This window comes from Micromonospora sp. NPDC047707 (genome assembly GCF_040704235.1).
Classification (GTDB): Bacteria; Actinomycetota; Actinomycetes; order Mycobacteriales; family Micromonosporaceae; genus Micromonospora.
In genome coordinates this window covers 90,873-111,717 of sequence record NZ_JBEYSU010000007.1, presented here as the reverse complement: position 1 = coordinate 111,717, position 20,845 = coordinate 90,873, and the positions used below count along the sequence as shown (strand labels likewise).

General features: G+C 73.1%; 15 protein-coding genes. 8 read left to right on the top strand and 7 right to left on the bottom strand.

Annotation, left to right across the window (positions count from 1 at the left end; all coding sequences use genetic code 11):
* Window positions 1-13 precede the first annotated feature (13 nt).
* Both AB0873_RS10445 and AB0873_RS10440 read left to right on the top strand, forming a co-directional pair.
* Window positions 14-1,258, top strand: coding sequence for a metallophosphoesterase (locus AB0873_RS10445; RefSeq protein ID WP_366599384.1), 1,245 nt, complete (start codon window positions 14-16; stop codon window positions 1,256-1,258).
* 61 nt (window positions 1,259-1,319) lie between these two features.
* Complete coding sequence (locus AB0873_RS10440; RefSeq protein WP_366599383.1) at window positions 1,320-4,505, top strand: UvrD-helicase domain-containing protein; 3,186 nt, start codon at window positions 1,320-1,322, stop codon at window positions 4,503-4,505.
* Between the two features lie 61 nt (window positions 4,506-4,566).
* Here the strand turns inward: AB0873_RS10440 and AB0873_RS10435 are convergent, their stop codons facing one another.
* Window positions 4,567-5,541, bottom strand: a complete 975-nt coding sequence (locus AB0873_RS10435) for an EamA family transporter (RefSeq protein WP_366599381.1) — start codon at window positions 5,539-5,541, stop codon at window positions 4,567-4,569.
* 343 nt (window positions 5,542-5,884) lie between these two features.
* Here AB0873_RS10435 and AB0873_RS10430 point away from each other — a divergent pair, with 343 nt between their 5' ends.
* The 3 genes from AB0873_RS10430 to AB0873_RS10420 all read left to right on the top strand — a co-directional run bounded on the left by AB0873_RS10430 (window position 5,885) and on the right by AB0873_RS10420 (window position 8,750).
* Window positions 5,885-6,394 carry a hypothetical protein gene (locus tag AB0873_RS10430; RefSeq protein ID WP_155333983.1) on the top strand — a complete coding sequence of 170 codons (510 nt, stop codon included), beginning with the start codon at window positions 5,885-5,887 and terminating at the stop codon, window positions 6,392-6,394.
* Between the two features lie 560 nt (window positions 6,395-6,954).
* Entirely contained in the window at window positions 6,955-7,359 is a 405-nt protein-coding gene (locus tag AB0873_RS10425; RefSeq protein ID WP_366599533.1) for a hypothetical protein, read from the top strand.
* A gap of 149 nt (window positions 7,360-7,508) precedes the next feature.
* Complete coding sequence (locus tag AB0873_RS10420; protein WP_155329647.1) at window positions 7,509-8,750, top strand: ATP-binding protein; 1,242 nt, start codon at window positions 7,509-7,511, stop codon at window positions 8,748-8,750.
* A 55-nt stretch (window positions 8,751-8,805) separates the two neighbouring features.
* On the opposite strand, the gene AB0873_RS10415 is transcribed toward AB0873_RS10420, so the two are convergent.
* A complete protein-coding gene (locus AB0873_RS10415) occupies window positions 8,806-9,351 on the bottom strand; it encodes an N-acetyltransferase (protein WP_366599380.1) in 546 nt (181 codons plus the stop codon).
* Between the two features lie 135 nt (window positions 9,352-9,486).
* On the opposite strand from AB0873_RS10415, the gene AB0873_RS10410 reads away from it, so the two are divergent.
* Window positions 9,487-10,032, top strand: a complete 546-nt coding sequence (locus AB0873_RS10410) for a DoxX family protein (RefSeq protein ID WP_366599379.1) — start codon at window positions 9,487-9,489, stop codon at window positions 10,030-10,032.
* A 216-nt stretch (window positions 10,033-10,248) separates the two neighbouring features.
* A complete protein-coding gene (locus tag AB0873_RS10405; protein WP_155329644.1) occupies window positions 10,249-11,682 on the top strand; it encodes a glycosyltransferase 87 family protein in 1,434 nt (477 codons plus the stop codon).
* Window positions 11,683-11,769: 87 nt separating this feature from the next.
* Here AB0873_RS10405 and AB0873_RS10400 read toward each other — a convergent pair whose 3' ends face one another.
* The 5 genes from AB0873_RS10400 to AB0873_RS10380 all read right to left on the bottom strand — a co-directional run bounded on the left by AB0873_RS10400 (window position 11,770) and on the right by AB0873_RS10380 (window position 17,864).
* Complete coding sequence (locus tag AB0873_RS10400; RefSeq protein ID WP_366599378.1) at window positions 11,770-12,198, bottom strand: molybdenum cofactor biosynthesis protein MoaE; 429 nt, start codon at window positions 12,196-12,198, stop codon at window positions 11,770-11,772.
* The gene (locus tag AB0873_RS10395; protein WP_366599377.1) at window positions 12,195-13,454 is read right to left on the bottom strand and encodes a molybdopterin molybdotransferase MoeA; all 1,260 of its coding nucleotides are present in this window, start codon (window positions 13,452-13,454) and stop codon (window positions 12,195-12,197) included. The genes AB0873_RS10400 and AB0873_RS10395 overlap by 4 nt, the downstream gene beginning before the upstream one ends.
* Before the next feature lie 116 nt (window positions 13,455-13,570).
* The gene (locus AB0873_RS10390; RefSeq protein WP_155329641.1) at window positions 13,571-14,041 is read right to left on the bottom strand and encodes a MogA/MoaB family molybdenum cofactor biosynthesis protein; all 471 of its coding nucleotides are present in this window, start codon (window positions 14,039-14,041) and stop codon (window positions 13,571-13,573) included.
* Entirely contained in the window at window positions 14,038-14,529 is a 492-nt protein-coding gene (gene moaC / locus AB0873_RS10385) for a cyclic pyranopterin monophosphate synthase MoaC (RefSeq protein WP_155329640.1), read from the bottom strand. Before moaC ends, AB0873_RS10390 begins: the two co-directional genes overlap by 4 nt.
* A 254-nt stretch (window positions 14,530-14,783) precedes the next feature.
* Window positions 14,784-17,864, bottom strand: a complete 3,081-nt coding sequence (locus AB0873_RS10380) for a BTAD domain-containing putative transcriptional regulator (protein ID WP_366599376.1) — start codon at window positions 17,862-17,864, stop codon at window positions 14,784-14,786.
* Between the two features lie 445 nt (window positions 17,865-18,309).
* Between AB0873_RS10380 and AB0873_RS10375 the strand changes: the two genes are divergently transcribed.
* Window positions 18,310-20,823 carry a bifunctional diguanylate cyclase/phosphodiesterase gene (locus AB0873_RS10375; RefSeq protein ID WP_366599375.1) on the top strand — a complete coding sequence of 838 codons (2,514 nt, stop codon included), beginning with the start codon at window positions 18,310-18,312 and terminating at the stop codon, window positions 20,821-20,823.
* Window positions 20,824-20,845: the final 22 nt, after the last annotated feature.

The window sequence follows — 20,845 nt, the reverse complement described above, 5'->3', positions numbered from 1 at the left end:
GGGAGGCTCAACCTTGTTGGCGGTTCTCGGGTTCGTCGCCACCCTGGCGCTGATCACCGGTCTGATCCACCTCTACCTGTGGAAGCGGCTGGTGCGCGACACCACCACGGCGGGTCGCTGGCGGCGGATCGGCTCGATCACGGTGCTGGTGCTCGCGCTGCTCGTACCCGCCACCATGGTGGGCACCCGCGCCGGCGCGTACTGGCTCGCTTGGCCCGGTTACGTCTGGCTCGCGGTCATGTTCTACCTGCTGGTCCTGCTGGCGGCGCTGGAGATCCCGATGCTGGTGGCCCGGCTGGTGCTGCGCCGCCGGGTCGCGACCGCGGAACCCACGGCCGCCGCCCCCGAGCCCGCCCTGGTGGGGGCCGCCGGCCCGGCCGAACCGCCGGCCGCCGCAGCGGTCGGGCAGCCGGACCACGACCCCACCCGACGGCTGCTGCTCGCGCGTGGGGCGGCCATCTTCGCCGGGCTCACCGCCACCGGTCTGACCGGGTACGGCGTCCGCACCGCCCTCGGCCCGCCGCAGCTGGACCGGGTGCGGATCCCCCTGGCGAAGCTCCCCCGGAGCATGGACGGCCTGCGCATCGCCACGGTCTCCGACATCCACCTCGGCCCGCTGCGCGGGCGTGCGCACACCGAGCGGATCGTCGCCGCCATCAACCGGCTGGACGCCGACATCGTCGCGGTAGTCGGCGACCTGGTCGACGGCACGGTCGCCGAGCTGGGTGAGGCGGCGGCGCCGCTGCGCGGCCTGCGCTCCCGGTACGGCAGCTACTTCGTCACCGGCAACCACGAGTACTACTCCGGAGTCGAGGAGTGGGTGCGGGAGGTGGACCGCCTCGGCCTGCGGGTCCTGCAGAACCGCCGGGTGGAGATCGCGGCCCGGGGCGGCGCGCTCGACCTGGCCGGGGTCAACGACGCCGAGGCCGAGGGCACCGGGCTCGCCGGGCCGCCGGACTACGCCGCCGCGCTCGGCGACCGCGACCCGAGCCGGCCGGTGGTGCTCCTCGCGCACCAGCCGGTGGCGGCGTTCGAGGCCGCGAAGTACGGCGTCGACCTGCAACTGTCCGGCCACACGCACGGCGGCCAGATCGTGCCCTTCAACTACCTCGTCAAGCTCCAGCAGCCGGTGGTCTCCGGCCTCGGCGAGGTCGACGGCACGAAGGTCTACGTCACCAACGGCGCCGGGTTCTGGGGTCCCCCGGTCCGCGTCGGCGCCGAACCGCAGATCACCCTCGTCGAGCTGCGCTCGGCATAGCGCAGCTCACCCCCGAGCGTGGCGGCGGGCGTACGGTGTGGGCGGCGTGGCAGGATGCGGCGTGCCTCCGATCAGCGCCGCACCCCCCGGTGGCCTCCCGCCCTTCGTCGCGGACCTGCACATCCACTCGAAGTACTCGCGCGCGTGCAGCCGTGACCTCACCCTGCCGAACCTCGGCTGGTGGGCCCGGCGCAAGGGCGTCGCCGTGCTCGGCACCGGTGACTTTACGCACCCCGCCTGGTACGACCACCTCCGCGAGACCCTGCACCCGGCCGAGCCGGGCCTGCACCGGCTGAGCCCGGAGGCCGAGCGGGACATCGCGCGCCGGCTGCCGCCGCGGCTCGCCAGCGAGGCGGAGACCGACCCGGTCCGGTTCATGCTCAGCGTGGAGATCTCCACGATCTACAAGCGCGACGACCGGACGCGCAAGGTGCACCACCTGATCTACCTGCCCGACCTGGACGCGGTGGCCCGCTTCAACACCGCGCTCGGGCGGATCGGGAACCTCGGGTCGGACGGCCGTCCGATCCTCGGTCTCGACTCCCGAGACCTGCTGGAGATCACCCTGGAGGCGAGCCCGGACGGGTACCTGGTGCCGGCGCACATCTGGACGCCGTGGTTCTCCGCGCTCGGCTCCAAGTCCGGCTTCGACGCCATCGCCGACTGCTACGCCGACCTGGCCGAGCACATCTTCGCGGTGGAAACCGGTCTCTCCTCCGACCCGGGGATGAACTGGCGGGTCGGCAGCCTCGACCGCTACCAGCTGGTGTCGAACTCCGACGCGCACTCCCCGCCGGCGCTGGCCCGGGAGGCCACGGTGTTCACCTCCGACCGGGACTACTTCGCCATCCGCGAGGCGCTGCGGACCGGCGACGGGCTGGCCGGGACGATCGAGTTCTTCCCGGAAGAGGGGAAGTACCACGCGGACGGTCACCGGCTCTGCGGCGTCAACTGGGCGCCGGAGCGGACCCGGGCGGCCGGCGGGCGCTGCCCGGAGTGCGGCAAGCCGCTGACCGTCGGCGTCCTCAGCCGGGTCGAGGAGCTGGCCGACCGGCCCGAGGGGCACCGGCCGGCCCACGCCCGCGACGTCACCCACCTGGTGCCGCTGGCCGAGATCCTCGGCGAGATCAACAAGGTGGGCCCCCGGTCGAAGAGGGTCGAGGGCAAGCTCAACGAGCTGGTCGCCGCGCTCGGCCCGGAGCTGGAGATCCTCACCCGTACGCCGCTGGACGAGATCGGCCGGGTCGGCGGCGACCTGCTCGCCGAGGGGATCGGCCGGCTGCGCCGCGGCGAGGTCCGCCGGGTGCCGGGCTACGACGGCGAGTACGGCGTCATCACCCTCTTCGACCCGGCCGAGCTGGGCGGCGGCGGTGGGCCGGCCACCCAGGAGACGCTGTTCGACGTACCCGTGCCGGCGCAGCGCCGGCCGGTGGAGCCGGCGCCGAAGCCGAAGGCCAAGCGCCCGGCGCCGAAGCCGGAGCCGAAGCGGGCGGCGCCGCCCCCGCCTCCGATCGCGCCGCCGCCCTCACCGCACGAGCCGTTCGAGCCGATGCTGTCCGGGATGGAGGAGGTCGGTACGGGCCTGCTCGACCGGCTGGACGCGATGCAGCGGGTCGCCGCCTCCGCGCCGGGCGGGCCGCTGCTGATCGTCGCCGGCCCGGGCACCGGCAAGACCCGCACCCTGACCCACCGGATCGCGTACCTGTGCGCGGAGCTGAACGTCTTCCCGGAGCACTGCCTGGCGATCACGTTCACCCGGCGGGCCGCCGAGGAGCTGCGGCACCGCCTGGACGGGCTGCTCGGCCCGGTCGCCGAGGACGTCACCGTCGGCACGTTCCACTCGGTGGGCCTCCAGATCCTGCGGGAGAACGCCGGGGCCGCCGGGCTGCCGGCGGACTTCCGGATCGCCGACGACGCGGACCGGGCGGCGGCCCGGGTGGAGGCCGGCGACGACCGGGACAGCTACCTCGCACTGCTGCGCAAGCAGGACCTGGTCGACCTGGACGAGCTGCTCACGCTCCCGCTGGCGCTGCTGCGGGCCGACCGGAAGCTGGTGCAGGCGTACCGGGACCGGTGGCGGTGGATCTTCGTCGACGAGTACCAGGACGTCGACGAGGTGCAGTACGAGCTGCTGCGGCTGCTCAGCCCGGCCGACGGCAACCTCTGCGCGATCGGCGACCCGGACCAGGCGATCTACTCCTTCCGGGGCGCCGACGTCGGGTACTTCCTGCGGTTCTCGCAGGACTTCACCGACGCCCGGCTGGTGCGGCTCAACCGCAACTACCGCTCGTCGGCCCCGATCCTGGCCGCCGCGGTGCAGGCGATCGCACCGTCGTCGCTGGTCCGGGGCCGCCGGCTGGACCCGGCGCGGCTCGACCCGGAGGCCCCGCTGGTCGGCCGGTACGCCGCCACGTCCGTCGCCGACGAGGCCGACTTCGTCGTCCGTACGGTCGACGAGCTGGTCGGCGGTCTCTCGCACCGCTCGCTCGACTCGGGACGGATCGACGGGCGGACGACCACGCTGTCGTTCTCCGACATCGCCGTGCTCTACCGCACCGACTCGCAGGCGGCGCCGATCGTGGACGCGCTGACCCGGGCGAACATCCCGGTGCAGAAGCGCTCGCACGACCGGCTGCGCGACCGGCCCGGGGTGGCCGCCATCGCCCGCGAGCTGCGGCACGCCAACGGCCTCGGCGGTGGCCTGCCGGCCCGGGTGCGCCTCGCCGGCCAGCTGGTCGCCGAGCGCTTCGCCACGCCCACCCTCGACGGGTCGGGTACGGTCCGGCCGGACGACGTGCGGGTGGCGGTCGACCTGCTCACCCCGCTGGCCCGGCGCTGCGGCGACGACCTGGAGCTGTTCCTGTCCCAGCTCGCCACCGGCGCGGAGGTGGACGCCCTCGACCCGCGCGCCGAGGCGGTCACGCTGCTCACTCTGCACGCCGCCAAGGGGCTGGAGTTCCCGGTGGTCTTCCTGGTCGGCGCCGAGGACGGGCTGCTGCCGCTGCGCTGGCCCGGATCGGAGCCGGACGACGACGCGGTGGCCGAGGAGCGGCGGCTCTTCTTCGTCGGCCTGACCCGGGCGCAGGACCGCCTCTACGTCAGCCACGCCGCCCGCCGGACCCGGCAGGGCACCGAGCGCGACTGTCGCCCGTCCCCGTTCCTGGACACCATCGACCCCGGCCTGTTCGAACGCCTCGGCGAAACGGAACCCCGCCGCCCCAAGGACCGCCAGCTCCGCCTGATCTGAAAGGAAGGGCCCCCTGTTAACGCCTGGCGTTGTACAAGGGTCCCTTCCTAACACCGATCGCTCAGCGGCGGGCCGGGCGTTCCGTGGTGACCACCAACGCGACGCCCGCGACGATCACGGCGCCGCCCAGCAGTACCTGCGGCGTGACCGGTTCCGCCACGAGCAGCGCGCCGAGCGCCACCGCGACCACCGGGTTGACGTACGCGTACGTGCTGACCAGCGAGATCGGGGCGTGGTGAAGCAGCCACACGTACGCGGTGAAGGCCACCAGCGAGCCGAACACCATCAGGTACGCCAGCGCCCACCACGACCGGGCGGTGACCGCGCCCGCATCGAAGCCGCGCAGCTCTCCGCGCCCCACCGCGAGAAGTGCGAGCACCGCCGCCCCGGCGAACATCTCGTACACCGTGGCGACGAACGGGTCGGCCGGCATCGGCAGCCGGCCGGACAGGAACGAGCCGACGGACCAGCTCGTCGCCCCCGCGACCACGGTCAACGCGCCGACCAGCGGCACCGCCCCCACTCCGCCGGTCGGCAGCACCAGCAGGACGAGGCCGGCGAAGCCCAGCGTCACCCCACCGAGCGTGGCGAGTCCCGGCCGGTCGCCGGTGGCGGAGCGCAGCAGCACCACCAGCAGCGGCACGGTGGCCACGAGCAGCGCGGCGATCCCGGACGGCACCGCCACGCCCGGCGGCCCGGACTCGGCGAGCACCACGAGCCCGTTGCCGCCGGCCAGCAGGAGCACGCCGACCAGCGCGGCGGAGCGGAGCTGACGCCGGTCGACCCGCAGGGCGCCGGGGCCGCGGCGCAGCCGCAGCACGACCGCGAGGACCAGGCCGGCGGCCGCGAACCGGAGCGCCGCCGAGGCCAGGGGTGGCAGCGACTCCACGGCGATCCGGATGCCCAGGTAGGTCGAGCCCCAGAGGACGTACACCAGCAGCAGTGCCGTCCAGACGAGCGCGGGGGCGGTGCCGGGCCCGCCGGAGACGGCGGCCGGGCCGGTGGTCGGTGTCGCACTTGGTGGAGGTGAGCTCATCGCACCGCCACGCTACGGTGGCGGGGATGTCGGCGTCCCAGCGAGGTGGCCGGCCTCACCACTCGTGCAGGAGGGGCGCATGGCGAACTACGGACCACCGGACGGCACCGCCGGGGAGCCGTGGCGGGGCCGACGCGCCGGGGACGCGTACGGGCCGCCGGAGCGCGGGTGGCGGGACGCGTACCCGCCGGGCCCGAACCCCGGCAGCTACCCCCCGGGGTACGACCGCCCGCCGCGCCCCGACGACCCACCGCACGCCGGGTACGGCTCACCGCAGGGGTACGGCACCGAGCCGTACCGGCCGGCGTACTCGCCCTGGTCCGCGCCCGCGGACGGGCGGCCCGTGCACTCGGGCGACCCCGGCGGCCACGGCGGTGATCCGGCACCCCCCTCCCGGCCGTCCCGCCGCAAGGGCCCGCTGATCGCGGTGCTCGCCGCCGTCCTGCTGCTGGTGCTCGGCGGCGGGGCGACCGTCCTCTACCTGCTCGGCCAGGGCGAGCCCACGCCACCGGCGGCGTCTCCGACGGCTGCGGCCGCCCCCGGATCGGCCGGGCCGAGCGACCAGGCGAGCCCGGCGCCGAGCGTCGCGGCCCCCGAGTCCTCGGCCGACCCGCGTTTCGTGAAGGTCGGTCAGTGCGTCCGCAACGACGGACCGGCCGGCGGGAAGCCCAAGCTGCTGATCAGCGAGTGCGCCGCGAAGACGTACGAGGTGCTGCACCGCGTCGACGGCCCCACCACCGGTGAGAAGGACGCCGCGGCGAAGTGCGCGAAGGTCGACAACTACACCAACTGGTACTTCTTCGACAGCGAACTGGACACCCTCGACTTCGTGCTCTGCTTGAAGCAGCGCTGAGCCACCGCACCCCTGGGGTAGTGATGACCACGTACGGATCAGCCGGCCCGCCGGACGACGAGACCCAGCGCCAGCCCGGCCCGCCGGAGGGGGCGCCGCAGCCCGCCGGCACGCCGGAACCACCGACCGTTCCCGGGTGGGACGCACCCCCGTCCGACGCCGACCCGACCGTTACGCAATGGGCCAGGCCGCCAGCCGGCGACGAGCCCACCGTCCGGCAGACCGGCGACGACCCGACGGTCCACCAGCCGCCGACGTCCGGCTCGGGATTCCCGCCGCCGCCGTCCGGTGCCGGCTACCCGCCGCCGCCCGCGTCCGGCTCGGGCTACCCGCCGCCGCCAACCTCCGGCTCGGGCTACCCGCCGCCGACGGCCTCCGGGTTCCCGCCGCCCGGGCCGTACCCGCCGGCCGGTCCGACGCCTGGTGCGTTCCCCTCCGCCGGTTCCCCGACCGGCCCGGTCCCGCCGGGCACCGTGCCCGCCGCGGGCGGGCCGTGGGGCGCGCCCGGTGGGTATCCGATGCCCCCGGCACCCGCGAAGCAGCGCGGCGGTCGGATCGCGCTGATCATCGGGCTGGTCGTGCTGTTCCTGCTCTGCCCCTGTCTCGGCCTCGCCGGCTGGGCGGTCTGGCAGGTGGCCGACAACGAGACCTCTGTCGCGCCCCCCGCGCCGACCGCTCCGGTCGACCCGACGCGGGATCCGCTGCCGACCAGCGCGCCGACGCCCACCGACGACGAGGGCGACGACTTCGCCAAGGGCGACTGCGTGGTCAACGACGGCACCGACGACGACGCCGAGCTGCGCAAGGTGCCGTGCGGCCCGAACACGTACGAGGTGCTGCTGCGCATCCCCGCCACGACCGACGGGGACCGCTGCGAGATCCTGGCGCCGCAGGCCACCGCCAACTACGTCCACGACAACTCGGTGAACCTGCTCGACTACGTGCTCTGCCTGAAGCAGCGCTGATCGCCAAAACTAGGGCTGTCTAGCGTGGACGCTAGACAGCCCTAGTTTTGTGTCGAGACCCGCAGCGACGGCACTGACCGCCGACACGCCGGTAGTCCCATCTACGGATGTCTAGCCTCGCCGCTAGACGGCCCGATACTCTCCGATGCGTGGATCCGGTCCGCAACCCGTACGCCCCGGGCGCCGGCCAGCGCCCGCCCGAGCTGGCTGGGCGGGGGCGCGAGCTGGACGTCTTCGACATCGTGCTGGAGCGCATCGCCCGTGGCCGGCCCGAACGCAGCCTGATGCTCACCGGGCTGCGCGGAGTGGGCAAGACGGTACTGCTCAACACACTGCGCTCGCAGGCGATCAACGGGCTCTGGGGCAGCGGCAAGATCGAGGCGCGGCCCGACCAGTCGTTGCGCCGCCCGATCGCCGCCGCGCTGCACATGGCGGTCCGGGAGCTGGCACCCCGGCACCGCGCCCCGGACCGGATCGACGCGTTCCTGGGCGTCCTCAAGGCATTCGCGCAGCGCTCGGCCCCGACCGGGCGCGGTGGCGCGGGCCCGAAGCTACGCGACCGCTGGCAGCCCGGCATCGACGTGCCCGCCGCCACCGGCCGGGCCGACTCCGGCGACATCGAGATCGACCTGGTCGAGCTGCTCTCCGACGCCGCCGCGATCGCCGAGGACGTCGGCACCGGCATCGCGATCTTCATCGACGAGATGCAGGACCTCGGCCCCGAGGACGTGTCCGCGCTCTGCGCCGCGTGCCACGAGCTGTCCCAGCTCGGCTCACCGCTGATCGTCGTCGGCGCGGGCCTGCCGCACCTGCCGGCCGTGCTCAGCGCCGCCAAGTCGTACTCGGAGCGGCTCTTCCGCTACCAGCGCATCGACCGGCTGGACCGGATCGCCGCCGATCAGGCACTGTGCGCGCCGGCCGAGCGCGAGGAGGTCGAGTACGAGCAGAAGGCACTCGACCTGCTCTACGAGAAGTCCGGCGGCTACCCGTACTTCGTCCAGGCGTACGGGAAGGCGACCTGGGACCACGCGCCCCGCTCACCGATCACCGCCGCCGACGTGCGGGTGGCGGCCCCCGAGGCGGAGGCGGAGCTGGCGGTCGGCTTCTTCGGCTCCCGGTTCGAGCGGGCCACCCCCGCCGAGCGCGAGTACATGCGCGCCATGGCGACCCTGTCCCTGGTCGAGGGCGAGACCGACGGCGGCGGTCGGGACGACATGGACGCCGCCGTGCCGACGGCCGAGATCGCCCGGGCCCTGGGCCGCAAGCCCGCGAGTCTCTCCCCGGCCCGGGACGCCCTGATCAAGAAGGGCCTGATCTACTCCGGCGAGCGCGGCACGGTCGCCTTCACCGTCCCCCACTTCGGCCGCTACCTGCGTACCCAACCGGCGTGAGCGCGGCAGGCGGGCCGCGCCGGGGCGGGTCCCCGCCGGCAGCGGGCGGGATCGTTTACACCTTGGCCCACGGGGGCGGGAAGAGCACCTCGCCCCGCGGTGGCGGGCCCTCCCCGCTGGCGGCGGGCGGCAGCTCCAGCGCCTGCCACGGCTCGCCGAGGCCGGACCAGGGGCTGGTGAGGCCCATCTGGTCGGCACGGTCGAAGCCGAACCGCCGGTAGTACGCGGGGTCGCCGAGCACCACCACCAGGCGCTCGCCCAGCTCGGTGGCCGCGTCGAGGGCGGCCTGCACCACCGCCGTGCCCAGCCCGATGCGCTGCCGGTGCGGGGCGACCGCCACCGGGCCGAGGGCCAGCGCCGGCGCGTCGCCCTGATCGGAGCGCACCCGGACCCGGGTGAGCAGGGCGTAGCCGACGATCTCGCCCCCGTACTCGGCGACCATGGCCAGCTCCGGCTGCCAGGCGTCGCTGGCACGCAGCTCGTCGACGAGACCCACCTCGGGCGGCGTGCTCACGTCCGGACGGGCGAAGGCGGTGGCCAGCACGCGCCGGACCGCGCCGGTGTCGGCCGGGTCCTCCGGGCGGAGCCGCAGTGTCGTCACGCGGGGGAGGTTACCCGTCGCCAGGGGTCCATCCGCGACGGTCGCTGGAATCGGCGTGGCGGACACGTCAATGTCGACCGATCCGGATCGGCCGTTGCCGGGGTAGGGGTGGGCGTGACGGGGTATGACTGACCCATGAAACCCGTACGCTCCCTCGCCCGTGCCATGCTGAGCGGCATCTTCGTGGTCAGTGGGGCCCGCAACTTCGCCAACCCGGGCCGGCTCGTCGCCGCCGCCCAGCCGGTGACCGAACGGGTGACCCCGCTGCTGGAGCGGGCCCACCCCCGCATTCCCACCGACACCGAGACGCTGGTCCGGGCCAACGCGGTGGTGCAGCTCGGCGCCGGCCTGATGCTCGCCACGGGGAAGTTCACCCGACCGGCGGCGCTCGTACTGGCGGGTACCCTCGTCCCGGTCACGATCGCCGGTCATCCCTTCTGGAACAACGACGACCCGGCGGCGAAGGTCAACAACCAGATCCACTTCCTCAAGAACCTCGGTCTCTTCGGCGGCCTTCTGCTCGCCGCCGCCGACACCGAAGGGAAGCCCGGTCTGCGGTGGCGCACCGGCCACCGGTTCGGCCACTCGCGACGTTCGGTGCAGCGAGCTGTCCGTACCGCCCGCCGAGAGGCCCGAATCGCCGTACGATCAGCAGCGACGGCTCGACGCCTCCCCGGCTGACCTGCGTCGATCCTCCCCTCCGTCGACCTCCACCCCGGGTCAACGCCAGAAGTCTGGCGAACCACCCGGTAGGCGTTAACGCGGTGGAAATGTCAAAAACTTGTGTGGGATCGGACACGGTCGGATAACGCGGGAGGCACTGACGTGAGGGGTCGTTCTAGGCTCCGTACCGGACCTGGACGGTTAGGACGACCTTGGTACGGGGGTGGCCACGCCATGCCGACGACCGTCGGTGGACGTGTGGACCGCCTCGCCCCAGTCCGTCGCGTTACGCGTGGGATCGATCGCAGGACAGTCGTACGGACCGGCATCGTGGCCGCCGTCGCCTACGCCGCATGGCTTGCCATCGGCGCGTTCGGGCGGCCGTACAACTTCTTCGACATGAAGATCTACCACGGCGCGGTGGTGTGGTGGGCGAGCGGCCACGAGCTGTACGGGTTCATCTCGCCCGGCACGACCCTCGGGTTCACGTACCCGCCGTTCGCGGGGCTCGTCATGCTTCCGATGGCACACCTTCCGGTGGAACTGGCCGGTCTGGTCAACGCCGCGGCGAGCATCGCCGCGCTGGCCGTGGTCCTGGCCGGGCTGCTGCGCCCGATCGTCGACCGGCTGGGCTGGCCGCTGTGGTACACGGTGGCGATCGCCACGCCGTGCGCCGTGGCCCTCGAACCGGCCCGTGAGACCCTCGGCTACGGCCAGGTCAACCTGCTCCTCTTCGCGCTGGTCATGGCCGACCTGATCGGTCTGCGCTGGCGCGCCCGCCGGGGCACGCACGTCGCCCCCACGGACGGCCTGCTGCTGCGCTTCGTCTACAGCGGCGCCTGGGCCGGCGTCGGCATCGGTCTCGCCACCGCGGTGAAGCTGACCCCGGCCCTCTTCATCGGCTACCTGATGATCACGCGCCAGTGGCGCGCGGCGACGACGGCCGTCGCCACGGTGGCGGCCGTGACGGTGGGCTCGTTCGCCGTCGTCGGTCCGGAGTCGCGGGCCTACTTCGGCGGGGTGCTCTGGCAGACCGAGCGGGTCGGCGCCGCCGACATGACGCCCAACCAGTCGCTGGCCGGCCTGCTCGCCCGGCTGTACGACTCGATCGAGACGCCGGGCCTGCTCTGGTTCGCGTTCGCGATCCTGATGCTGGCCCTCGGCCTGTCCCGGGCGGTCAACGCGCGCGCGGACGGCGACGAGCTGACGGCGTTCACGCTGGTCGGGCTCACCACCAACGTGATCAGCCCGATCTCCTGGACGCACCACCTGGTCTGGGTGATCCCGGCGGTCATCGTGCTGGCCGACGCCGCGCTCCGCCGCCGCGACGCGAGCCGGGGTCTCGCCGCCCGGGCCGGGCTGGGCGGGCTACCCGGGGTGAACGGCCTCCGCTCCCCGATCTGGTACCCGACGTTGACCGGGTTCCGGCACGGAGTCGCCGCCGTGGTCCTCTACCTGCTCTTCCTGGTCTCGCCGATCTGGCCGTACGAGCACCAGCTCCCCGAGGTCTCCCACTACCAGGACGGTCTCTTCGGCGCCCTGATGGAGAACTCGCTGGCGTTGGCGCTGATCGTGCTGGTGGCCGCGCTGCCGTGGCGGCCCGGCGCGGAGCCGGCCTTCTACGGCGATCGGGCCGGCCGCCCCGGCGCGGTGACCAACCGCCGCTGACGGCCGCGCCTACCGCGCGTCACCGGTCGCCCGGGACGGGAGGCGCGGTCCGGGCACACCGTGCCGGGACGAGCAGGCCGGTCGGCCTCAGGGGCAGTTCACCCACTCCTCGGTGCCGTCGGCGAACACCTGCCGCTTCCAGATCGGCAGGCGCGCCTTCACCTCGTCGACGAGACGGGCGCAGGCGGCGAACGCGGCGGCCCGGTGTGCCGTGCTGACCGCCGCCACCAGCGCCACGTCACCGATCTCCAGCGGGCCGATCCGGTGCGACACCGCCACCGCGTACACGTCGGGGTCGGCGGCGATCTCGGCGGCGACCTCCCGCAGCACCCGCTCGGCACTGGGGTGACCCTCGTACTCGAGGCTGGTCACGGCGCGCCCGTGGTCGTGGTCGCGGACCACGCCCTGGAACGACACGACCGCACCGGCCCGGCGGTCGGCGACCGCCGCCTCGTGCGCGGCGAGATCGAGCGGGCGTTCGGTCACCTCGCCGAACGCGGCGGTGGGCGCGGTCACCACGCACGCTCCCCGGGCAGCAGCGGCAGTGGCACGACGGGTACCCGGTCCCCCGGCTCCCCGGACGTCCCCGGACGGATCACTGCGAACCCGTCGGCACCGGCCAGCCCCCGCAACATCGCCGACCCGACGTGCCGGACCGGGTGGGCGGTGCCGGCGGTGCGGTCCAGCCGCACCAGCGCGAGGTGGGTGTAGCCGCCCCGACCCGGGATGGGCTCGGCGAGCGTCGCGGACGGCAGCACCGGCATCGGACGGCCGGCGAGGCCGGCGAGCAGCGGGGCGACCAGCGACACCAGCGCGACGATCGCGGACTGCGGGTTGCCGGGCAGCCCGGCGACGAACCGCACCCGACCGTCGGCGCCGACGAGCCGGGCCACCAGCATCGGGAAACCGGGACGCACCGCGACGGTGTTGACGACGTAGTCGGCGCCCAGCGCCTCCAGCGCGGGGTGCAGGTGGTCGACCGGGCCGTGCATCGTGCCACCCGTGGTGCAGACCAGGTCGGCGTTGGCCAGCGCGCCCCGCAGCGCGCCCACGTGTGCCGGCAGCGTGTCCGCGACCGGCCCCACCACGTCGGACGGGCGCACGACGCAGCCGTAGCGGCGCAGCCACGCCGGCACCGACGGCCCCAGCGCGTCCCGGACCCGGCCGGCCCCGGGCGGACCCGCCGTCAGCAGCTCGTCACCGAAGACCAGCAGCGCCGCGCGGGGCTGCCGACGGACCCGCAGGGTGTCGTGTCCGCAGGAGGCGGCCAGACCGATCACCGCCGGGTCCGCGGGGGTGCCGGCGGGGAGGAGTTCCTCCCCGTCGTACGCCTCCTCGCCGGGCTCGCGCCACTCCGGCGCCGGCCGCGGGGTGCCGGCCACCCGCCCGTCCGGCGTACGGCTCGACTCCTCGACCCGCAGCACGGCCGTGGTGCCCTCCGGGACCATCGCCCCGGTCGCGATCTCGACGGTCGTCCCGTCCTCGGCCAGCGGCGCCGGGGTGCTGCCGGCCAGGACCCGCCCGACCACCCGCCACGGGCCGGCACCGCGCACCGCCCAGCCGTCCACGCTGGAGGTGGGGAACGCCGGCAGCGCCGTGCGGGTGGTCAGCGGCTCGGCCAGGGTGTGCCCGTCGATCTCGGCGAGCGGCCGGCTGACCGTGGGCAGCGCGGCGGCCAGGCCCACGGCGTACACCCGGGAGCGCGCCTCCTCCCAGCCCGCCGGTGGGGGCGCGGCGACCCGGTCGGCGGCCGATGCGGTATCCGTGCTCACCGGACGAGCGTATCGGGGCGTGCCCGCCACCGCCGGTCCAGTGGGTCGAGCGCCCACCCAGCGGTCGCCGGGAGACTATGCGGCGGTCACGGCCGGCCGGGGCGCCGGTGGCCGGGTCAGTGGTCGCCGCCGCGGATCTGGTCGACGGCGTGGGCGAGGATCGGGCCGAGCACGGCGAGCCCGTCGCGGGCGCCGCCGGTCGAGCCCGGCAGGTTGACCACCAGCATGCGGCCCAGCACGCCCGCCACACCCCGCGACAGCACCGCGGTGGGCACCCGGTCCCGGCTGTACGCGCGGATCGCCTCCGCGATGCCCGGGATCTCGTGGTCGAGCAGGGCCCGGGTCACCTCGGGAGTGCGGTCCGACGGGTTGATGCCGGTGCCGCCGCTGGTCACGACGACGTCCACCCCGTCGGCGGCGGCGGCGCGCAGCGCCGCACCGACCGGATCGCCGTCCGGCACCACGACCGGCTCGTCCACCTGGCAGCCCAGTTCGCGGAGGCCGGCGGCGAGCAGGGGGCCGCTGGTGTCCGCGTACACCCCGGCGGAGGCGCGGTTGGAGGCCACGACCACCCGGGCCCGGATCACGGCCGGTCCTCCGGACGGACCCACTCGCCGGTCTTGCCGCCCTCCTTGCGGAGCACGCGCACGGCGTCCACGGAGGCCGCCGGGTCGACCGCCTTCACCATGTCCACCAGGGCCAGGCCAGCGACCGCGACGGCGGTGAGCGCCTCCATCTCGACGCCGGTACGGTCCGCGGTGCGGGCCGTCGCGGTGATCTCGACCGTGTCCTCGGTGAGGGTCAGGTCGACGGTGACGCCGTGCAGGGCGATGGGGTGGCAGAGCGGAATCAGGTCGGGGGTGCGCTTCGCGCCCATGATGCCGGCCAGCCGGCCGACGGCGAGCGCGTCGCCCTTCGGCAGCCCGTCCCGGCGCAGCAGGTCGACGACCTCGGTCGTGGTGCGGAGCCGGCCGGCGGCGACGGCGAGCCGCCCGGTGACCGGCTTGGCGGAGACGTCGACCATGCGGGCCGCGCCGGCGGCGTCGACGTGGGTGAGCTGCCCGGAATCCGTCACGCCGGCGAGCCTATCGGCTGGGGACGACCAGACCCGCCGGTGTGTCCGGTGCGTGTGCCGCAGGGACGCCCGGCCGTGGAGGCCGGGGGGCCGGGCGTCGGGTCGACCCGCCGTCGAGGTCGCTGGGGGATGACCCCGACGGCGGGCGCTCCGGCGATCCAGGTTCTGCCAACAGTCAGAACCTCCCCCGTTCGCCGACCCGACAGAGGCTAGCGAACGCGGCGATAGGAAATCGATAAGCCGATATCAGCAGGTCAGCGGGGTTGCGCCGGCTCGGTGAGCTCGGCCAGACGGCGTTCGACCTCGAACCGCTCCGGCACGCCCATCCGCCGGAAGACCGCCAACGCCCGCTCCCAGTACCGCCGCGCCTGGGCCACGTCCGACTCCACCGCGCACCCGGCCAGGCCTGCGAGTGCCCGCCCCTGTTCGTACGGATGGGAGATGCGGGTGGCGACATCGAGCGCGCGCCGGTGCGCGTCCAGCGAGCGTCGGGGCATTCCGGCGCGCATGAGGGTGAGACCAAGGTCGTTCAGCGCAGCCGCCTGAATGTGGCGCTCTCCGACATCGGTCGCGAGTCGATTCGCCATCTCATGCTGCTCGACAGCCTGGTCCAGCAATCCGAGGCCCCGCAGGGCCACCCCGAGATCGTTGCGTGTCTCCGGTTCGCCGTAGCGGTGACCGGTACGGTCGCGGAGCGCCAGGGACGCCTTCAACAGCCGGACAGCGCTTGCGTGCCGACCCATCCGAGCCTTCGCCTGACCGATGTGCGCAAGCGCGTTCAGGACGTGGAAGGAGTTTTGACTGGCCCGCCCGAGGAACAGATGCAGTCGGTGGAAGTGCAGCGCTTCCTCGTACCGTCCGAGGGAGACCAGTGCCAGCGCGAGGTTGATGATGTCGAGCGGCACCCCCTGAGGGCGGTACGACTGTGGATCCTTCAGGTTCTCCATGCCCACGCGGACCGCTTCTTCCAATTCACCCCGGAACCAGTGCACGACCGCGATGTTCCCCCGGTACCGGTAGAGGCTCTTGCGGTCGCCGGCCCGCTCGGCGATCGCCGCCGCGGCAGCCATGTGCTGCAGAGCGGCGTGGTAGTTGCCGGTGCGGACGTAGGCCGACGCGAGGTAGTTGTGCATGACGCCGACGCCTTGAGGATCGGCCGCCGACTCCGCCGCGACCAGGCCGTCCCGGTGAGTGGTGACGATGTCATCGAAGTAGGCGCGGACGTAGTAGAACCGCCAGAGAGCCCTGGCCAGGCGCCACGCGTAGCCATGTTGTGCGGCCTGACGCGCACACTTCACCAAGGCGACGAGTTCGTTTCGTTCCTGTTCGAGCCAGTCAACCGTGGGTGCATCGAGCGCGTCGAGTAGGTCTGGTCGGCGAACGGGACCGACCAGCAGCTTCTCGTTGACGACATCGGGTTCGACCAACTGCGCCGCACGTACCGTCGCATTGAGGATGAAATCGAGAAGCTCGGCCAGAGCGGATTGTCGTTCCTCCAGCGTGTCGTCCTTGGCCGACAGTTCGGCCGAGTACTGACGAATCAGATCGTGCATGCGATACCGGCCGCTCTCCACCTCCTCGATGAGATGCCAGTCCATCAATTCGTCGAGGGCCTCGTCCGTCACGGACAGCGGCAGGGCGGCGATCGCCGCGGCCATGTGAACCGACAACCGGTTGCCCGGGAAGACGCTGAGCAACCGGAACAGACGTTGAGTCCCGGCCCGCAGCGCCGAGTAGGACGTGGCGAAGGCGCCGACAACGGTACGGTCCTGAAGGGCCGGATGACCGATGCCCGTGGGATCGCGGGCGAGCAGGTCGGCGAGGTCCGCGACGCGCCAACTCGGCCGGTGCGCGAGCCGTGCACCGGCGAGCCTGATCGCCAGTGGCAGATACCCGCAGTGCCGCACCACGGCGTCGGCCGCCTCGGGCTCGGCGGCAACTCGATCCGCTCCCACCGCCGCGGCCAGGAGAGCCAGTCCTTCTGCCGGCTCCAGAACCGGCAGCGAGTACGGCGGTCCGAGGTCGAGGCCGGAGAGTCGCCGGCGGGAGGTGATGATGACCACCGCACCCGGAGCCGTTGGCAGGAGGGGCAGGACCTGCTCGGCACTCGCGGCGTTGTCCAGAACGACGACGGCACGCCGGAGGCTCAGCTCGCGGCGCCACAGTTCGATCCGGTAGTCGAGTTCCGCGGGAATGCGTCCGCTCGGCACGCCGAGTTGTCGAAGCAGCGTTACCAGCGCTGCGGCGGGTTCCACCGGATCGTCCCGACCGTGCCCTGCGAGGTCGATGAGGAGCGCGGCATCGGGGTAGCGCTCGGCGAGAAGGCGGGCCACCTGCACAGCGATCGTCGTCTTTCCGCTGCCGGCCATCCCATCGATCAGATGCACGGGCGACGCGCGGTCCCCGGTCCGGTGCGTCTCGGCGAGCAGCCGCTCCACCAGGTGACGACGCCCCACGAAGTCGGTGACGGGCCGGGGTAGCCAGTCGACCGACGGCGGACGTGTGGATGCCCCCTTCCCCGGCACGGCATCGCTCCGAACCGTCGCGTCCTCCGCCGAGGGCGTCCGCGGGCCATCGACACCGCTGAGCTCAGCGAGCGTGTCCCGGTGGAGCGCCTGCAGCTCCGGGCCCGGCTCCAAACCGAGTTCCTCGCGGAGCGCCTGACGAACGTCCTGGTACACCTTCAAGGCGCCCAGGAGGTCACCGTGACGACGCAGCGCTCGCATCCGGAGAATTTGGGCCGACTCCCGGAAGGGTTGCACCGCGGTCAGTTCGCGGAGCAACGGGATCGCGTCTCCGGCCTGATCCAGGTTCAGGCTCAGCTCCGCGGCCAGTTCGAGAGCGAGCAGGCGTCGCTCCTCGGCGGCGGCCGAGCGGGCGGCCAGGACCGGGCCGAGGGGAACGCCGGGCAGCATGGGCCCGAGCCACCGGGCGTTGGCCTGCCGTAACAGTTCCTGGGCCGGATGATGCGCGCCGTCGGCGGCCAGCTTCTGTGCGCGGTCCACCTCCGCGCCGAAGCGCAGGACGTCGACCTGGTCCGGGCTCAACTCGAGCCGGTACCCGCCGGGCAGCCGACGGAGGATTTCCCGGCGGGTGGAAGCGTGGATCGCACGGCGGAGCCGCGCCGCATACGTCCGGACGTTGGCGGTGGCCGACGCGGGCGGAGCATTCGACCACAACTCGTCCACAAGTTGCTCGACGGTCACCAGGTGACCGGGGTTCAGCGCGAGCATTGCGAAGACCGCCCGCTGTTTGGGCGTCCCGAGGTGCACATTGTGGCCTGCAACCTGTGCCACCAGACCGCCGAGAACCCGCACTTCCAAGAGCCGCTCCACTCCTGCTCGCGCAAGTGACTCCGTGCCACGACTCTACGCATTCACCCGGCCGCCCACGAATCGGCGTTGTGCACCAGACGACCGAACCGGCGATGACATCTCTTCGCGCGTGGCGACACTGGAAGGACGATGTGGGAACCGGTTGAACTCTCGACCAGGCACGGCCACTGAGTGCGGTACGCGCAGAATGCATGGACAGAGCGTCACAAACCAGCCCAGCATTGGCTTATGTTGCGCATAAGGACATCTATCCGCACCGAGGCGCCCATATCGTGCTTACGATTCCGCCATCGCATCGCCGGAGCCACAACCGCGAATGAGGCTCCCGAGCTGGGGGAGGAAAGTCATGCGTAGCAACGAGTGGGAGTAGGCACGTCCGGACCTGCCGAGGAGAGCCGGTCGTACGTTACGGTGCGAGCAGGGTTCCCCACTCCTCGGGAGCGGTATGCCTTCGCAGGAACGAACTCGCCTCGAGGCCGTCAGCAGACTGATGATGCTGGTCGGCCTCATTGGCGTGCTGGCGTCCGTCGTTCTCGTCCTGTCGATCGCCGAGGCCCGATCGGACCTACCCGCGAACAGAGCGGAGGCGGCGACCGCCGTCACGCTGATCCTCATGATCATAGTCGGCAGCCGAGTCAAGGCCCGGGTACGGATCCGATCGACGACACACTCCATGACGTGGAACGAATCCGCGATCATCATCGGAATGGCCGTCGCGCCCCCATCCTGGGTGGTGTTGTGCACGGCCGTGGGCATGTCCCTGACCCTCATTCCGAAGCGCCTCGGACCGATGAAGGCGACTTTCAGCGTCTCGAAGAACGTCCTCCTCGCGGCGGGCGCCGGGATGGTCTTCAGCCTGACGGACTGGCGCTGGCCGCCGGAGGACGCGGCGTCGCTCATCGGCACGGTGGCCGTCGCCTATCTCGTCGTCACGCTGATCGACGAGTGCAGCGTCATACCGGTGATCGCACTCGCCTCCGGCATCCGGATCCGTGATCACTTCCGCAGCAACCTGGATCTGCGGCTCGGCGGCTCCCTCATCCGCTTCGTGGTGACGGTCTGCACGCTCGTCATCCTCCAGGTGGACAGCCGCCTTCTGCTCGCCGTGCCGCCCCTCGTGCTCAGCCTGCACCTCGCCTACTCCACCCGGATCAACACCCGCACCGAGCAGCAGGCGTGGCAGCGGCTCGCCCGCACCACCGACGCGCTCAACGTCGTCAACCTCGACCAGGTCCTCACCACCGCCGTCACCCAGGCCACCGAGCTGTTCAGCGCCGACGAGGTCGAGATCGAGCTGCGCGAGGGCGACCGCACGGTACGCGGCGCGGCCGGCACGATCACCTACGACGGGCCGGCCGCCGAGCCGACGACGGTCGACGGCACGGTGCTGACCACCCCGCTGGAGGGCCACGACCGGGCCACCGGCGTCGGGCTGCTGCGGCTCCGGTTCCGCGGGCCGGTGCAGCTCTCCGAACGCGAGCAGTACACGCTGCGCACCTTCGCGTCCGCGCTGTGCACGGCGGTGCGCAACGCGCAGGCGTACGCCGAGCTGGCCCGGGTCGCCGACGAGCACGCGTACGCGGCCACGCACGACGCGCTGACCGGGCTGGCGAACCGCCGGCACCTGCTCGACCAGGGCACCGAGCACCTCAGCAGCCGGCACGCCGAAGGGGTGACCGCCCTCGTCCTGATCGACCTGAACCACTTCAAGGAGGTCAACGACACCCTCGGGCACGCCGCCGGGGACCAGGTGCTCGTGCAGGTCGCCGAACGCCTGAGCGGTGCCGCCCAGCCCACCGACCTGGTGGCGAGGCTGGGCGGCGACGAGTTCGCCGTACTCCTGCGCGGGCTGCCGGCCCCGGCGGTGGCCGCGCACCGCGCCGAGGCCCTGCTCACCACGTTGCACGAGCCGTTCGACCTCGACGGCATGCGGATCAGCGTCGAGGCGAGCGGCGGCATCGCCGCCGCTCCCGCCACCGGCGGCATGGCCGAGCTGCTGCGCCGCGCGGACGTCGCGATGTACCAGGCGAAACGGGCCGGCCAGCGCATCTCCACGTACGCCCCGAACCGGGACACCGCCGACGTCGCCCGGCTCACCCTCGGCGGGGACCTGCCGCGCGCCGTGGCGGACCAGGAGTTCACCGTCAACTTCCAGCCGATCGTCGACCTCGGCACCGGCGCGGTGACCGGCGCGGAGGCGCTGGCCCGGTGGCACCACCCGACCCACGGCATGATCGACCCGCTGCGTTTCCTCGAGGCCGTGGAGCGCTCCGGCCTGCTGCCCGCGTTCGCCGAGGCGATCCTCGACCAGGCGCTCGTCGCCGCAAGCACCTGGCGGGACGCCGGGTTCGACGTGCCGGTCGCGGTCAACGTGTCACCCCGCAGCCTCCTCGACGCCCGCTTCCCCGGCTCGGTGCTGGCCCGCCTACGCGCCCACGACCTGCCCCCCGACCGCCTGGTTCTGGAACTCACCGAGACGCTCACCCTCAGCCAGCTCGACGTCGTCGACCGGGTGCTCAGCCGGCTCCGCGACGAAGGCGTCCGGCTGGCCCTCGACGACTTCGGCACCGGGTACTCGTCCCTCTCGCTGCTCTCCCGCATCCCGGTACACGAGCTGAAGATCGACCGCAGCTTCGTCACCGAGATGGAGAGCTCCGTCGAAGCCGCCGCCGTCATCCGCTCCACTCTGGATCTGGGGCGCAGCCTCGACCTCACCGTGATCGCCGAGGGCGTGGAGAACGAACCGCAGCGCCGCGCCCTGTGGGAGCTGGGCTGCACGGGTGGCCAGGGCCACCTCTTCGCCCGGCCGATGCCCGCCGGCACGCTGCTGGCCGCCCTGCGGCGCGGCTCCGGCGGCCGCCCCGGCCTGCTGGCGCCGCCGCTCCACGACGCCGGTGCGGTCGTACGCCTGCCCGCCAGCCGCCGATCCACGGCCCGCGGCCGCAACCAGCCGGCCTGACCCACCGGCCGCCGGGTCTGCC